The following is a 14,458-nucleotide window of genomic DNA, read 5'->3' as shown; positions in this document are numbered from 1 at the left end:
CGAAAAAGCGTGAACAGCCTTCGACAAATGTTCGGGAATTATTACATAATTGTCTGTCAAGTTTTTGCCAACATTCGTTTGCATATTACTTCCCTGCTGCTTCTGAAGCAGCGGCGCAAGTTTCGTCTTGTCTGTTTTACTATGCTTTTTTCCCGCGAGAGGTATTACGCTTGATCGGGTCCGGAATGCAGAAGTCTCCCCCGCCCAAAAAAGGCTCTTTCGCCAGCTTTGTGTTACACTGTCTTTGGTACAACCTACACGTGAAAGAAGGAATAGCAGATGTTTCCCTTTGAAGTATCTTTTCCTACCCGTATCTACTTCGGCATGGGTGAACTTGCGCGTTTGGGCCAGGCAGCGAAAACTCTCGGCAACAAGGCGCTTCTCGTTACAGGAGGCAGCGCGGCCAAGCGCACGGGGCTTCTCGACCGCGCGATTACGCTCCTGCAGGAAGCGCAAGTAGCCTTTGTTCTCTTTGACAAAATCGAACCGAATCCGCGCACGGCTACGGTCGATGCCGGGGCAGCGCTCGCCCGGAACGAACAGTGCGACTTCGTGCTGGCGCTCGGCGGCGGCTCGGTCATGGATGCTGCCAAGGCGATTGCAGCCGCAGCGCTTTCCGGCCGTCCGATCTACGACTACATGCGCGGCAATCCGAGCGGCACAGGCAAATGGCTGGTACCTGTGCAGGAGGCGCTCCCTCTCCTGACGGTTCCGACAGTAGCCGCTACCGGATCGGAAGCGAACAACATCAGCGTCCTGACCCATTGGGAGACGCATGAAAAATCCTCCATCAACGGCCCGGCTCTCTTTCCGAAAATCGCCATTCTCGATCCATCCGTCACCTTTACCGTTCCTGCGCGCGTCACGGCGGAAGCTTGCGCAGATATTTTTTCCCATCTGTTTGAAACCTATCTCATCAGCGCGGACAAAACAAACGTGCAGGACGGGATTACCGAAACGCTCATCCGGCTTGTCGCCGAGCATTCCCTCACAGCCATTCATGAGCCGGATCACGAGGAAGCCCGCTCCACTCTGCTATGGGCGAGCACGCTGGGCATCAGTCCGTTCGCAAACGCCGGACGCGGCGCAGGCATGCCTCTGCACGGCATCGAGCACCCGCTGAGCGGAATATACGACATGGCCCACGGTCGCGGCCTGGCGATTTTGTCCATCCCTTACTTCGAGCAGGTTATTTTGCCGCTTCGCCCGGAACGGCTGGCGCGCATGGGCCGTCACTGCTTCGGCGTCACCGCGGAAGACGAAGGCGCTGCAGCGCGCGCGACTATCGCCGCTGTTTCACGCTGGTACGAAAGCATGGGCATCACCGAACGACTCTCCGACTTCGGCGTGACCGAGGACGCCTTGCCGAAAATGGCCGAAGAAGCCGTCACCATCGGCGGACGCGGCGCAGGCTACCTGGCCAGCGCCAAAAAGCTGAACGCAGATGACGTCATCGCCATCTATCGAGCGTGCTTGTAAACGTCGAACATACTGGCAAGCCCGCTCTTTCCTGTGCGATAATACGATTAATAAAAATTTTTTTACTATATGGAGGTCGTACATATGGCAGATCCACGTATCAATGAACTGGCCAGCCGTCTCGTCCGCTACTCTCTCAACCTGCAAAAAGGGGAAAAGGTCCTGATCGAAAACACTGGCCTGCAACCCGAGCTTGTACGCGCACTCGTCCGCGAATCGTTTGCGGTCGGCGCTCTGCCGCTCGTGACGCTGAAAGACCAGGAAGTTTTGCGCGCGCTCTACCAGGGCACCAGTGAAGAACACATGGCCTTAATGGCGAAGTACGAATACGAGCGGATGAAAGACATGGACGCGTACATCGCGATCCGCGCTTACGAGAACATCAACGAGTTCGCCGACGTTCCGGAAGACAAGATGGGCATTTATTCCCGCATCCTGTACCAGCCTGTGCATACAAACGAACGCGTGCCAAACAAGCGCTGGGTCGTTCTGCGCTACCCGAACAAATCGATGGCGCAACTGTCCAACATGAGCCTGGAAGGCTTCGAGGACTTCTATTTCTCCGTGTGCAACCTGGACTACGCGAAAATGTCCCAGGCCATGACTCCGTTGAAAGAGCTGATGGAGCGCACCGACCGCGTCCGCATCGTCGGACCGAAAACAGACCTGCGCTTCTCCATCAAAGGCATCAACGCGGTCAAATGCGACGGCAAACGCAACATTCCGGACGGCGAAGTGTACACAGCGCCTGTCCGCGACTCTGTAGAGGGCACCATCTACTACAACGCGGCTTCCAACTACCACGGCATTTCCTTTACCGATGTCCAGTTCACCTTCAAGCAAGGAAAAATCGTGGAAGCGACCAGTTCCAACACAAAAGCGCTGAATGAAATTCTCGACACGGACGAAGGCGCTCGCTACATCGGGGAATTTGCAATCGGCTTCAACCCGCACATCCTCCACCCGATGCTCGACATCCTGTTCGACGAGAAGATCGCAGGTAGCTTCCACTTCACGCCTGGCAACGCCTACACAGTAGCAGACAACGGAAACCGCTCCTCCGTCCACTGGGATCTGGTGCAAATCCAGCGCCCTGAATACGGCGGCGGCGAAATCTGGTTCGACGACGTGCTCATCCGCAAAGACGGCCGCTTCGTCCTGCCGGAGCTGGAAGGCTTGAACCCGGAAAATCTGGTGTAGGAAGTCCGCCTGCTCGTCCAGCCAGCAATAGCCGATCAGGTGCTGGAAGCAAAGGCCTTTTATATAGAAGAGATGGCCGAGCATCCGGACGGCGTGCTGGTCACGCTGCGCGTCCGGCAACTGGAGGAAATCTCGTCCTGGGTACTGGGACTGGGGGCAAATGCCTTTGTCCTTGCGCCGGAATCGCTGCGCCAAAAAATTCGCGAGGAAGCGGAAAAAATGCTGAAACGCTACTGACATACTGCTGTCAGTAGCGTTTTTGTATGCTAAGGCTACACAAATGAAAAGGAGCTGACATTCTCATGAATCCAGTGGAAATCGTGCACAGTCTGGAAAAGATAACCGCGCATTACTTGCAAGAGCTCGAAGCATTCAGCATGGAGCAACTGCACAAAAAGCCGAGCGAGGACGAAGTAAACATGCCGGGTGCCGAGAAGCGTGAAAACGGGCAAGCGATTCTTGCCCAAGGCTCTTTGCCGCCGATTCGCATTCACGTTCCTGCCTCGCCCGAATACACACCTGCCCAGCCTGCGAGCAAGGAACAACTGGTCAACGGCATGCAGGCTGTGCTTGAGCGCATGCACGCGCTGGCGCCGACGGTGGACGATATCCCGGCCCACCACAAAGTCGAGCACCCTGGCTTCGGCCCGCTCGCTGCCAAAGAATGGTTTGCGCTAGTCGAGATGCACTATCGCCACCATCTGCACCAATTGAACAGGCTGAAAGGCTAGCTTTTTTCCCCGAACAGGCCAGCGAGCTTCTGGTAGGTCGGCGGAAACTCTGCCTGATAGCGCAGGAAGGACGGGATCGGATAGCGTATCCCGCCTTTTTGCGTGGCGGCCAATCCCTCCACCAGCTCGGCTGCGTCGCGAAAATGAAAGCTGAACGCCATCTCGTGGTCCTGCGTCTGGGCAAACAGCCGATCCCCGTAACAGGGGACGATCACTTGCGGCTGTCCGGTCTGGATCGGCTTGATCGCGATATCCGCACAGTCCGCCCGGCTGGAAAAAGTGGAAGGAATCGAGCCGCCGCGCTTGTAGAGCATCCCCGCCACCAGCCGCATCACCTGTGCCGCGTTTCCGTAAATGACGACCACATCCGGCTCGACCTGCGCCCGCTCCAACGGGTACGACACGTAGTAGCCGCTTTCCTCCGCCGAAAATTTCGGGACATCCGCCTCGCTTTTCGCTCCCGTCTCCAGCGAATCCGTGTACATCCCGCAGGCGAGATGGCCCTCGGTGTAGTACGCAGGCTGTTCCTCGTAGCCGAACGCCACCTGCGCGATCGGACAGGACAGGTCTGCCCCGTTCATGGCAATGCTCCAGCCATAACGCCGCGAAAAGCCGACCGCCTGGCAAATCGTGATCGGATACCCCAAGTCCCGCTGCGGCCGCTTTGCCTTTGACGGCAATGCCGCTTCCTCGCGCATGATCGAAACGCCCACGGGAAACGTTTCCGTCCGCACATACGTCTGAATAGCCTCGTTCAGCTCCAGGGCGGTAATCGTACTCGTACTCATAGCGCTCTCCTCCTCGAATAAACAAACTCGCCTCGCGCAAAAATATCCGTACACAGAATTTTTCGTCTTTTCTATACCTATGTCCTGTCTGTCCGCCCTATTTCTTTGCAAGCTTACAACTTCGTAAGGTAGTGGAAAGGAAAATCAATATCTCTCCATCCCGATTCCTGTTAGGATAAAAAAAGATTACGCAACAGGCACGGAGGCTTGACCGATGAAAAAACTGGCAACATTTTTACTCGCGACGACGATCCTGGCGTTGTTTATCATAGGCTGTTCCAAGCCCAGCACGCCCGAACAGGTGCAGGGGCTGGGAAAAGAAGAAGCGGCGCAAATCGCTGCGGCCGCTGTCCGTCAATATTACCACGTTTCCGTAGATACCGCCGACCGGGAGATTACGCTCGAAGACCCTGCCAAGCTGATTGATGCCGCCACTGGCGAGCCGATCTACAAAGGAGTGCCCGTTCACGCCCTGCTTCGCGGCGAGCCGAAAAGCGGCGATATTTACGGCTACCACGCGATTATCGAGCCAAAGACGAAGCAGCTTCTCTCGCTCTCGATTGACGTGATCGGCAAGGACGGCGAAAAAGCGACGAAAACAATCGCCGAAGCGGAGCTGGAAAAAGCCGCAGCCGACTTCGTTCGCTCGCAAAACTTGCTGGCAACGGCAAACTTTCAGCTCATTCGGACGTCAGAGCCGACGGACAATGAGCTCAAGCGCTACTTTTACTATTCAGACGGCCACAACTCCATCGCGATTGGCGTAGACACTGCGTTGAAGCAGGTCGTCACTTTCACCTATGACTGATAGACTCGACCGACCGCCTCTCATGTAGTGCCAGACACAGCGTCTCTGGCCAAGACCCTATTTAACGGACATAGTAAACCCTGGGCAACAAGCTGGTGACGGTACCCACCTGGAGCCAGCTTGTTTCATTAACGTTACAATAGTCTTACATTGAACAATGTATAAACGAAAAAAGCAAAAGTTTTTGGATTTCCGGGAGAAATATATACCCAACCGGATTTTTATGGTAAAGTGAAATAAAATACATTTTTTGGAAGAAGGGAGACTCAGTGAGGTGTCGCTTTCACTAGGTGCACTAATTAGCAGTCATCGTAGTCGACGCAATCTAACACTAGCAGACCTTTCGGAAATGTCGGGAGTCAGTAAAAGTACCATATCGCTAATTGAAACAGGAGAAACCAAGCGTCCCAGCTATGCCACTTGGAGAAAGATAGCGGAGGCAATCGATATAGCACCTAGCGTCATCATTAACGCATTTGTAGACACTACTCATCATCCTAGAACATTAGAGCTCATTCTCGCAGAGGTTATCACCGAAGGATGGGAAGCTCTTGTCTCCAAAGTTGCTACGCATTATTTAGAGTCACCCAAGGTCGATACATTTAGAGCGTTAGATCATATCGACCGTACTGCCAGGGATACGGAGAACAAACGAATAAAACGCATTTTGTGGGATACGATTATTAATTTCACAAGAAGCAGGGGAATACCCTCATATCTGGCAAACGCCTTGTATGAAAGGTATTTGATTGAGCGTGACGACTTCGCTCGTTTCGAGGAAACATATCGACGTGGGAAGGAACTGCTTCTCTATGTCGAGCATCTCTATGTTGAAGATCGAATCGACTACTATTATAAAATGGGTGTTCACGCCAACATACTCGACTTACACGACGAAAGTATCGATTTATGCAGGCTCGGTTTACGAGAGGATCGGTCAGATAGCAGACCTAAAGCATCTGCATATATCTCCTTGTTTAACTCGTGTATTTATTTTGGAGACTTCCATATTGCTGACATCTACCTAAAAGAGTACGAAAACAGCAAATATGCTGATTTCCGAAAGAATCATTTTCGCGCTACTTTGCTTGCGAAAAAAGGGCAGCATGAGGACGCAATCAGTTTGTTCAACGTCTGTTTAAACGAGACTGACAGAGAAGGGCGTATCTCCATCGTCGTTGACCTCATGGAATCGTATTTGCAGGCCGGAAAGACAGACGATCTCATGCTCTTGCTCGAAACGGAGGATCAGTTTCTGCCAGAGAAGATGCCGCAGCATCCGTACCGAATTAAGACACTGGCCCAATACTACAGACGCAAGGCGCTGTGCCTAATCTCCATGGAGAAATATGATCAGGGTTTTCATAGCCTGATCGAAAGTATCAAGTATTACAAGCACATAGGCATAACGACAGAGGTCATCGAAGGCATCCGACTTTTCCTGCGCCATCATCGAACCAACAATAAAAATTTAACCTTTGAACACATGGAGTTAATCGAAAACATATGTGATAATATTTTGTAACATATAGAAGGAGGAGAGTTTAATGCAGAAGCTACTAGTGGTTTTTGCTCTTGTGGTGTTCTTTTCCTCGCCTGTAGTATCGGAAGCGTGTGATCCGAAGTCGGAGCCTTATCGAGTTGAACCTGATTGGTAAAATGTCGTGAAAGGAGAGGGAAGAAAATTCCTTCTCCTTTTTATTTCTCAATATTACAAGCGAAAAAATGTCCATTCCAAAGAGGACACTTTACTCAGGCAACGGGACTTTTCCACTAGCTCCCACTGTATTTTTCCTCGATTTCTTCTTTCATTTCCTGATACGTCTTGTTGGTGAGGTTCACCAAGTAATCGGTAAGCTCCTCTTTCGATTGCGCGGCTAACGCTTCCCTGGCCTGTCTTTGCTTCGTAAAATACTCCTTGGCCTGATGGCCGATCTTGCCGCTTGCCGCCAAATACTCGATTGCAGTCCCGAGGTTCAGGCTCTCCCGCCAGCTTTTGTCGTACCAGTCCCGGTTGTAGGCGTCGATCCACTTGCGGCGGTCGATCAGCACCGCGCCTACTTCCGTCAGGGCGTCCCGCTTCCACTGCTCCCACTTCTGGGCGATTTCTTTTGCCCGCTCCAGCTCTCTTTTGAATTGCTCGCGGTTCGTCACGTTGGCATACAAGCCTTCCGATGCCTGGGCAATCGCCTTCAGTTGCTTCTGCCCTTCGGCGTTCACGTCAAAGCCGATCACGTTTAAGAGCGGCATGATTTGCGACTGGGACAGCTCTTTGGCTACGGCCACCGGATCGCCGCCGCAAGTCTCAATGCCATCGCTGACCAGGTAGATGACGTTCGTGTTTTTATCTGCCGAAAACGCGGCCAAATCTTGCTGGGCAAGCTTGAGAGAATGGGCGATCGACGTCCAGCCAGTCGGCTCAAACAGCGCAAGCGCCTGATCCAGCCGCTTCGGCTCGTACGATTGCAGCGGATAGACCAGATCGCTGCTGGAGCAGGAGAGCTGTCTGTCCCCATCGGCATTGCTCCCTTTATGTCCATAGACGCGCAGCGAAATGTTTGCTTCCTCCGGGAGTGATTCGGCAAATTCCTTGATCGCTTCCTTGGCCAGTTGCATTTTGGTTTTGTCTCCCATTTTGCCAGCCATGCTGCCGCTCGCGTCCAAAATGATTTCGACGTTAAAATGCTCCCGAAACTGAAACCGCGCATCCCCGATGTCCGGGCTTCCGAACGAAGCCATTTTCCAGCGATCCACAACCATCTGCGGACTGAGGTAGTCCTCGGAGAACAAACCGAGCAACTGATTCCAGTACAGTTGCAAATACGCCTCGTCCATCCCGTCCACCACGGTAGGCATTTTGTCGAGAATAGCCGAGATGGCAGGCCGATGCGGGTGTTGGGCGAGGTAAAAATGCGTACCCGCCAACTGCCCGGGCTGCTCCGCGATCAACTCCTGCGTGCTTTGCGGCCATTTCACCTCGCCTACTCGCGGCCCTGCTCCAGATGCGCCAAGGGTGCAGCCGCACAGCAGCAGGGCTATCATCAAGCTGTTTACCAGGCCAAGCATTCGCCTGTACGTACCGTGCATTCGGTCATAGCCTCCTTGTCGTGTGTATGTTCTGCATCATCGGATATGACGAGATGAACCGTTTTTGCTTTTACAGCGTGATGGAACTGAGAAAAAGGCCCCCTGCCGCATGGAGAAAGCCAATCTGTCTGCTCGATCCCGTCTGGTACACTTCCTCCTCGTGCTTTGGGTCAGGCATGAAGGAAAAGTCAAATGTAGTGGAGCGGAAGCGGACAGAGGTCTGCACCTGGATGCGCTCATCCGCGGTGACGACAATTTGCGAGCCGGGCACTGTGGCGTGATTGGCCTCCAGTATCGTGACGACGACATCCCGCAGCTTCGGAGCCGCTTGTGCCAAACCTGTCTGCACGTAGAACAGCAGCTCCACGTTTGCCGGCAGCCAGCTTGAGAGCACCTGGTCAATCGCTTCGTACCGCACCTCGCTCCTGGCCCAGTCCGGATGGCTCGCGCGGATGGAAGCCTCCGCCTGATCCACGAACGGCTTGATGTAAGCCTCGTCCTTCAAGCGCATAGGAGATTGATCGTAGCGAGCAAGCGCCTTTTCCATCTCGTCGTAGATCGGCTTGACCGCCGCCAACGCCGCTTGCTGCGCACTGTCTGACGCCTGCTCCTTGACGACGAAAACAGTCGAGAGGTTAAACAGCGCCATGAACAGGACGAGCATGATGAGCATGAAGATCGTAAGCGTAAAAATCGTGACATTCCCTCGTTCATTCCGCAAAAACGCAAGCCAGTCTCTCATCTAGTGAACCACCCTGCTCGTAATCTCGCGCTGAAACGAAATCGTCTTGTCTGCTTCATCCATGTTCCGCGTCAAAATATCCGGCAAAAAGGCGATTTCCAGGTTCGCGCCGATCATGACCTTGAAATACCCGTCACTTGTCGACTCGATGTACGACTCCCCTTTATTGAAGCCGATACCGCCGCCCGCTCCGGCGAGCACTTTTTCCGCCGCAGCGAGCGCACTGGACTCGCTCCCCGTAATGGCGAATACTTTTGCCGCCTCATTGGCAGCCGATTGTGCAGCGATTACCCCGTACACGCCGATCAAAAATTGCCAGCATACGAGCATGATGAGAAAAAGCAGCGGCAAAATCCCGAGAAACTCAATCGTGACCGAGCCTTTTTCATCAGACAGCGCACGCGCCAGCTTCCCTGCGTCCCTCGCGTCGGCGCGCCCCTGTCTTGCGCCCGGCATCACCCACTGCCTGGGCGTACGGTTAAACAGACGCATGTTTCTTCCGGAGAAAAGCCAGATGATTTTTTTTCATGAACGGCAGCCCGATCGCCAAAATGACTAGCTGGATCGGAAAATCTCCCCGGTAAATGGCGCCGATGATCGTCGCAGGCACAATCAAGGCGTAAAAGTAAAGCAGCATGAAATTCCAAAAACGCTGCCAGTTTTTCTCCTGCTTGGACATGTCATTTCCCCCTCCATGCTTTTTCGCTTGGCGCCAAGCTTTACCGCTTCACTTCTTTGCGGCGTGCGTACTCCATGCCAGACTGTTCAATATAGGGCAGCGCAAACCAGAAAAGCAGCAACGGATAAGGAATCGTCTCCCCCACTATCATGAGCAGGCAGCAGAGCGGCAGGAGCACGCCGTACAAAACAATCGCGATCCCGTTCCAAAACCGCTGCCTCTTCGCTTCTTTTGTCGTCAAGCCGTGTCCCTCCTCCCAGTATCCACGCTCTCCGCGTTCGCTGACTCGCTCATCCATTTGTGCGTGTACATCGTCAGCATCACCGCCATGAGCGGAAAGAAAATGACATTCAAGAGCAACTGCGTAAAGAAAACTGCGCCAAAGCTGGTCGTAATGTACGTGACCGTAAACAGCCCGATCACGCTGATGGCCCACTCGATGGCGCTAATCAGCAGAATCACGCCAAGGATGGAGAAAAAGTGCTTTTTCCCCAGCGCAAACGCCTTTTTCCAGCACTGCTGCACCGGCTGTTTTTTGATGACAGTCAAGTACGGGGTCAAGTAAAACAGCACGAGGATGACCACCCCTGGCACCACAAACAGCAGCATGCCAAACGACACTGCAAGCACGTAGACGATCCCGAAGACAAACACGGCAAAGCTTTGATCCAAAAACGTGCGCAGTGCCTGGCGAATCGGCCGCTCCTCTCCCGCAAGCTCGCTTTGCACATACTGGGCAAACGGAAGCTGAACGACCGACAAAAACACGAGCAGCAAAAACATGTTGAAAAAGGCTGACACCACCTGCCCGCCTGTCAAGGCAGCGATAAAGTGGATATAGTTGACGGTAAAATTGTGAATGAGCAAAAAAGGCAGAACGACGACTGCTGACAAGAGCAGCATGGACTCGATGTTGCGCGTGTAAAACAGGAAGCTTTCTTTGATCGGATGCTTCACTCTGACTCATTCCCATCTAACGTTTTGGCGACCAGTCACAGCCAGCGTCAGGCGCTAGGCAAACAGTTTGAACAGCTTGCGGCCCCATTTCGCCAGCTTGCTGCCTACCCACAGAACGCCGCCGACCGAGACAAGCACGACAGCGACCGTCTGTCCTCCGGGAATCATCGCGGCGATGACGCCGGCATCCATGAGCGTGCTGCCGAAACTGCCTGTTCCGTCGATAGCATAGTCGATGCGTTCATCCTGGCTGTTGCTTGAATCAAACGCATCCTGGAAGTTCGTGAAGGTGTCGATGCTGTCAAACACGAGACTGATCCCCGCCGTTGCGACGTTCAAGCCTTTGACCAGCCCTGTCACTTGCAGGCCGCTTGCCGTGTCTTTGATGAACTTGAAATTCATCCAGGCGGAAGCAGCGTCGAAGCCGTCGACAGGCAAGCCGCTCACCCAGTCGAAGGAAGTGTCCTTGAGATGGATGTCGATTGCCTTGACGCCCAACTCGACGAGGAACAGGCTGCGCATGTTGGCAAAAGTAGCCGGGTCTACATTTCCTTCCGCGAGATCAGCCGCCATGCCGAGGCTGCCGCCGAACACGCTGTTGATCGACCAGTTGACATAGTCGTATGCTTTGGAATCGCCTTTGCCGGAAAAGCTGCCCGGTGTGACGCTGCCTGGCTGCGTATTTCCAGGAGTGACGCTGCCTGGCTGCGTATTTCCAGGAGTGACGCTGCCTGGCTGCGTATTTCCAGGAGTTAAGCTGCCCGGACGGGTATCTCCCGGATTGACGTTCCCCGGTTGGGTATCACCGGGATTGACGCTTCCCGGCTGGAAAGCTCCCGGGTTCACATTGCCCGGCGTGACGTTGCCAGGCTGCACATTGCCAGGTCGTGTGTTTCCTGTATCCAGACTCCCCGGCTGGATCTCGCCGGGCGAAATCTCTCCTATTTCCCACTGAAAACTACCGGGCTGTATGTCATTTGGCGAAATATTTCCCGGCCCGATCTCTCCCGGCTGGACTGCGCCTGGACGCACGTCCCCAGGCGCCAAAGATTCTGCATGCACAAAAGCTGCAAAGGGGAAGAGATTCATCACCAGAATGAACAGGGCCACGATCGCTGCCCAGTTCGTGCGTCTTACATGACGATTCACAGCATTCACCCCGATTTCATTAGTCCCTGGCAAACCGCCGATCGGCGGCGCTAGTTACCGCCTGCCTTGGTGCCGTACTGCTCAGAAATGGCTTCAATGGTTTCCTTGTAAGATTTTTTGGCCAGGGAATCGAGCAAATCTTCCAGTTCGTCCGCCCGCTTATCCACGTTTCGTTTATGCTCATCCTGCAGGCGGCCCAACTCTTCGGCAAGCTGCTGCGGGAAACGTTTATCCCTTTTGATCTGACGAATCATCCAGTCGATGTTTCGCTTTTCATCGTCGGCCAAAAAATTCCACTTCAGCTTGTATTGCGTATTGTTTAGGAGCTGCTTGACTTTCCGGGAGTGCGCTTTACTGGACTCTTTGCTCTTCCAATTGTGCCATTCGAGAGCAATTTCTTTTGCTTTGAAAAATTCATCTTGCAGCCCTTTTTTGTCGCGAATAGACACATAGCGGCCGCGCGCTGCTTCTGCGACTGCCTTAAGCTGCTTTTGCCCCTCTCCATCCACGTCAAAACCGATGACATTCAAGATAGGTGTAATGTTGGAGTCAGCCAACTGTTTGGCTGCTGCCACCGGATCGCCACCGCACGTCTCGATTCCGTCGCTGACGAGAAAAATCAGGTTTGTGTTCTTGTCCCCAGCAAGCTGGCTCAAGTCTTTTTCTGCCTCCTGCAAGGAATAGGCTATCGGAGTCCAGCCTGTCGGCTGAAATTGGTTCAGACTTGCGGCAAGCTTTCCGGCGTCGTATTTTTGCAACTCGTACACCAGCTCGCTGCTGCTGCAGGAAAGCGCCTTGTCGGACTCTTTACCGCTCCCTTTGTTCCCGTAAACGCGGAGGGCGACATTCGCCTCTTTGGGCAACGCCTCTGCAAACGCTTTGATCGCTTCCTTGGCCGCATCCATTTTCGTTTTGCCGTCCATTTGCCCAGCCATGCTGCCACTCGCGTCGAGAATGATCTCCACGTTGTACTGCTCCTTGAACTGAAAGCGCGGATCGTCAATGTCGGGACTTCCGAACGAAGCCATTTTGATATCTTCTATCAGCCGCTCCGGGTCAGGATAATCTTCGGCGAATAGCCCGAGCAGCGCCATGTAGTACATGTCGAGCACTTCCTGATCGGGGTTTTCAATCGCGGGCAAATCGTTCAGAAACGTCTGAAGCTCTTGTTCATGCTCGGAATAGTTCGTTCCGGCATAGCGCCCGATGGGAAAGCTGGCAATCTCGGCGGCCGTCTCCGGAATTTTCGTGGCCCCGTCAGGAAGCAGCGCCTTCAGGGCAGCGATCTGCTCCTCCCGCGACGGCTTCTGCTCCTGATTGGCCGGCTGTTCGACCTGCTCGTTGGGCGCTTCCGCTGGCGCAGTCGGCTCCTGCGTGCTCGGCGGCTCGTCGCTGGAGCAACCATGCAAGACGACCATCAGCCCAAGGGCTGCAATCAGTACCTTGATAGCTTTCATCTGTATGTACCTCCGTCATGTCAGAGCTGCTTGTTGTTCGCCAGGCAACAGAATAGGGAAGTTAGTGGTGAAAACCAGCTTTCACCACTAACCGTCGGCACTGGCATCAACATGTTGGCATTAGTCACCTGTGATCTTGTCACCAATGTGCCCAATGACTTCCGACAGCGTGTTGGAAACGGCGTTACCCACATTCTCGTCTTTGCTGAAAAAGGTTGCGACAGCGCCAAGCACCGCCAAAACGACCGCAGCCAGTGTGATCCATTCGATTGATTGCGCGCCTTTTTGGTTGCGCAGGGAAAAGCTTGCTTTTACAAACAGTTTTTGCATCATTGTTGTCATCATCGTTTTTTCCTCCAAACGGGAATGTATTTAATAGGTACAAAAATGACTCCCGGACGCCTCTGCCTGCATCACCTCCCTTACAGGCATCCGATCCATCATTCATTTAAAAATTCCGGTAAACGTCTTGGCATTTTCCAAAATGTTCAGCACCATCAGGCCGCCGATCATCAGCATGGCGGTCGGAGCGACGACGAGCGTGGTAATCAGCGTCACTTTTGGCGAGGCTTTCGCGGCCTTTTCCTTGACCAGCTCTTTGCGCATTCGCCGCATGTTGTCCGCCTGCACCTTGAACGTCACCGAGATCGGCACTCCCAGGCGCATCCCTTGAATCAGCGCTTTAATCAACAGTTGAAATTCCGGGTTGTCGTTGCGCCGCAGCAGTTGCTCATACGCTTTTTCCCGCGGCACGCCAAGGTCGATCTCCTGGTTGAAGCGCGAGAACTCTTCCTGGATCGGTCCGCTGAAAAAGCGAATGACTTCGCGCAGGGCATGATCGAGACTGACCCCGGCCTGAAGCGTCACGCTGACGGTGTCGAGAAATTCGGGCAGATCGTAGCGAATTTGCTGCTGGCGCTCGCTCGCCTTTTTCTTCAGCCAGAGGATCGGCAAAAAATAGCCGGCCAGCGGCCACAGAATCAGCCCGAACTGGGCGAAGGGAAAGCCCAGGACGAACAGCAGCGCCCCGACGATGATGCCGAGCAGCGTCAGCACGATTTTTACCCCTTGAAAGCGGGCTACCGTCAGATCGAGCGGGCGGCCCGCCTTGAGCAGCCAGTCCTCCACTTCGTGCGATTCGCTGAAAAAATTGAAGCGCTGGCCCAGGACCGCATAGTCATCCCCGTAGCGCAGCAGCCGCTTGACCAGTCGTTCCGAGGCGGTTTCCGGCTTGCGCACATCGTACGTCCGATGACCCGTCACTTCGTACATATGCTCGATCAGCGTGCGTTTTTGCACAGAAAACAAATACCATTCCTTTAAAAATATGGCAAAGAACAATAAAAACAGAAACAGGCAGGTGATGATTAGTGCATCCATC

The 14,458-nt window shown here is 53.8% G+C and carries 17 protein-coding genes; 6 read left to right on the top strand and 11 right to left on the bottom strand.

Going from position 1 to position 14,458, the window contains the following annotated elements:
- Nucleotides 1-279 precede the first annotated feature (279 nt).
- The 4 genes from AC3WJN_RS16000 to AC3WJN_RS15985 all read left to right on the top strand — a co-directional run bounded on the left by AC3WJN_RS16000 (nt 280) and on the right by AC3WJN_RS15985 (nt 3,410).
- Nucleotides 280-1,479, top strand: a complete 1,200-nt coding sequence (locus AC3WJN_RS16000; protein WP_492329303.1) for an iron-containing alcohol dehydrogenase — start codon at nt 280-282, stop codon at nt 1,477-1,479.
- Nucleotides 1,480-1,563: 84 nt separating this feature from the next.
- Nucleotides 1,564-2,679 carry an aminopeptidase gene (locus AC3WJN_RS15995; protein WP_007787140.1) on the top strand — a complete coding sequence of 372 codons (1,116 nt, stop codon included), beginning with the start codon at nt 1,564-1,566 and terminating at the stop codon, nt 2,677-2,679.
- 9 nt (nt 2,680-2,688) lie between these two features.
- The gene (locus AC3WJN_RS15990; protein WP_081494737.1) at nt 2,689-2,916 is read left to right on the top strand and encodes a WYL domain-containing protein; all 228 of its coding nucleotides are present in this window, start codon (nt 2,689-2,691) and stop codon (nt 2,914-2,916) included.
- A gap of 65 nt (nt 2,917-2,981) precedes the next feature.
- Complete coding sequence (locus AC3WJN_RS15985) at nt 2,982-3,410, top strand: DinB family protein (protein ID WP_007787137.1); 429 nt, start codon at nt 2,982-2,984, stop codon at nt 3,408-3,410.
- Here AC3WJN_RS15985 and AC3WJN_RS15980 read toward each other — a convergent pair.
- Nucleotides 3,407-4,198 carry a DUF169 domain-containing protein gene (locus tag AC3WJN_RS15980; protein WP_005826744.1) on the bottom strand — a complete coding sequence of 264 codons (792 nt, stop codon included), beginning with the start codon at nt 4,196-4,198 and terminating at the stop codon, nt 3,407-3,409. The two genes, AC3WJN_RS15985 and AC3WJN_RS15980, sit on opposite strands and share 4 nt — an antisense overlap.
- 214 nt (nt 4,199-4,412) lie before the next feature.
- Between AC3WJN_RS15980 and AC3WJN_RS15975 the strand changes: the two genes are divergently transcribed.
- Both AC3WJN_RS15975 and AC3WJN_RS15970 read left to right on the top strand, forming a co-directional pair.
- Nucleotides 4,413-5,006 carry a hypothetical protein gene (locus AC3WJN_RS15975; protein ID WP_007787133.1) on the top strand — a complete coding sequence of 198 codons (594 nt, stop codon included), beginning with the start codon at nt 4,413-4,415 and terminating at the stop codon, nt 5,004-5,006.
- Nucleotides 5,007-5,280: 274 nt separating this feature from the next.
- Nucleotides 5,281-6,531, top strand: a complete 1,251-nt coding sequence (locus AC3WJN_RS15970; protein WP_007787131.1) for a helix-turn-helix domain-containing protein — start codon at nt 5,281-5,283, stop codon at nt 6,529-6,531.
- Between the two features lie 248 nt (nt 6,532-6,779).
- Here the strand turns inward: AC3WJN_RS15970 and AC3WJN_RS15965 are convergent, their stop codons facing one another.
- The 10 genes from AC3WJN_RS15965 to AC3WJN_RS15920 form a co-directional block, all read right to left on the bottom strand.
- The gene (locus tag AC3WJN_RS15965) at nt 6,780-8,093 is read right to left on the bottom strand and encodes a VWA domain-containing protein (RefSeq protein ID WP_007787126.1); all 1,314 of its coding nucleotides are present in this window, start codon (nt 8,091-8,093) and stop codon (nt 6,780-6,782) included.
- A 70-nt stretch (nt 8,094-8,163) separates the two neighbouring features.
- Nucleotides 8,164-8,835, bottom strand: a complete 672-nt coding sequence (locus tag AC3WJN_RS15960; protein WP_005826737.1) for a TadE/TadG family type IV pilus assembly protein — start codon at nt 8,833-8,835, stop codon at nt 8,164-8,166.
- Entirely contained in the window at nt 8,836-9,327 is a 492-nt protein-coding gene (locus AC3WJN_RS15955) for a TadE/TadG family type IV pilus assembly protein (protein ID WP_007787123.1), read from the bottom strand. It lies immediately after the preceding gene.
- Nucleotides 9,314-9,514, bottom strand: coding sequence for a hypothetical protein (locus tag AC3WJN_RS15950; protein WP_005826733.1), 201 nt, complete (start codon nt 9,512-9,514; stop codon nt 9,314-9,316). Before AC3WJN_RS15950 ends, AC3WJN_RS15955 begins: the two co-directional genes overlap by 14 nt.
- 40 nt (nt 9,515-9,554) lie before the next feature.
- A complete protein-coding gene (locus tag AC3WJN_RS15945) occupies nt 9,555-9,755 on the bottom strand; it encodes a hypothetical protein (protein WP_005826732.1) in 201 nt (66 codons plus the stop codon).
- Nucleotides 9,752-10,471 carry a hypothetical protein gene (locus AC3WJN_RS15940; protein ID WP_005826730.1) on the bottom strand — a complete coding sequence of 240 codons (720 nt, stop codon included), beginning with the start codon at nt 10,469-10,471 and terminating at the stop codon, nt 9,752-9,754. The genes AC3WJN_RS15945 and AC3WJN_RS15940 overlap by 4 nt, the downstream gene beginning before the upstream one ends.
- Nucleotides 10,472-10,525: 54 nt before the next feature.
- Complete coding sequence (locus AC3WJN_RS15935; protein ID WP_051998956.1) at nt 10,526-11,620, bottom strand: hypothetical protein; 1,095 nt, start codon at nt 11,618-11,620, stop codon at nt 10,526-10,528.
- Between the two features lie 50 nt (nt 11,621-11,670).
- Complete coding sequence (locus AC3WJN_RS15930) at nt 11,671-13,077, bottom strand: VWA domain-containing protein (protein WP_007787117.1); 1,407 nt, start codon at nt 13,075-13,077, stop codon at nt 11,671-11,673.
- Between the two features lie 120 nt (nt 13,078-13,197).
- Nucleotides 13,198-13,422 carry a hypothetical protein gene (locus tag AC3WJN_RS15925; protein WP_007787115.1) on the bottom strand — a complete coding sequence of 75 codons (225 nt, stop codon included), beginning with the start codon at nt 13,420-13,422 and terminating at the stop codon, nt 13,198-13,200.
- Nucleotides 13,423-13,521: 99 nt separating this feature from the next.
- Complete coding sequence (locus AC3WJN_RS15920) at nt 13,522-14,457, bottom strand: type II secretion system F family protein (protein ID WP_007787113.1); 936 nt, start codon at nt 14,455-14,457, stop codon at nt 13,522-13,524.
- Nucleotide 14,458 lies beyond the last annotated feature (1 nt).

It is taken from the genome of Brevibacillus sp. FW306-2-1A-C05A, assembly GCF_058781555.1.
This window is presented reverse-complemented; position numbering and strand designations above follow the sequence as displayed.

What these genes read in the sequence shown, in the direction of transcription:
- AC3WJN_RS16000 (WP_492329303.1), top strand. Translation starts at nt 280, where the DNA reads ATGTTTCCCTTTGAAGTATCTTTTCCTACCCGTATCTACTTCGGCATG.
- AC3WJN_RS15995 (WP_007787140.1), top strand. Translation starts at nt 1,564, where the DNA reads ATGGCAGATCCACGTATCAATGAACTGGCCAGCCGTCTCGTCCGCTAC.
- AC3WJN_RS15985 (WP_007787137.1), top strand. Translation starts at nt 2,982, where the DNA reads ATGAATCCAGTGGAAATCGTGCACAGTCTGGAAAAGATAACCGCGCAT.
- AC3WJN_RS15980 (WP_005826744.1), bottom strand. Translation starts at nt 4,198, where the DNA reads ATGAGTACGAGTACGATTACCGCCCTGGAGCTGAACGAGGCTATTCAG.
- AC3WJN_RS15975 (WP_007787133.1), top strand. Translation starts at nt 4,413, where the DNA reads ATGAAAAAACTGGCAACATTTTTACTCGCGACGACGATCCTGGCGTTG.
- AC3WJN_RS15965 (WP_007787126.1), bottom strand. Translation starts at nt 8,093, where the DNA reads ATGCACGGTACGTACAGGCGAATGCTTGGCCTGGTAAACAGCTTGATG.
- AC3WJN_RS15960 (WP_005826737.1), bottom strand. Translation starts at nt 8,835, where the DNA reads ATGAGAGACTGGCTTGCGTTTTTGCGGAATGAACGAGGGAATGTCACG.
- AC3WJN_RS15955 (WP_007787123.1), bottom strand. Translation starts at nt 9,327, where the DNA reads ATGCGTCTGTTTAACCGTACGCCCAGGCAGTGGGTGATGCCGGGCGCA.
- AC3WJN_RS15950 (WP_005826733.1), bottom strand. Translation starts at nt 9,514, where the DNA reads ATGTCCAAGCAGGAGAAAAACTGGCAGCGTTTTTGGAATTTCATGCTG.
- AC3WJN_RS15930 (WP_007787117.1), bottom strand. Translation starts at nt 13,077, where the DNA reads ATGAAAGCTATCAAGGTACTGATTGCAGCCCTTGGGCTGATGGTCGTC.
- AC3WJN_RS15925 (WP_007787115.1), bottom strand. Translation starts at nt 13,422, where the DNA reads ATGATGACAACAATGATGCAAAAACTGTTTGTAAAAGCAAGCTTTTCC.
- AC3WJN_RS15920 (WP_007787113.1), bottom strand. Translation starts at nt 14,457, where the DNA reads ATGGATGCACTAATCATCACCTGCCTGTTTCTGTTTTTATTGTTCTTT.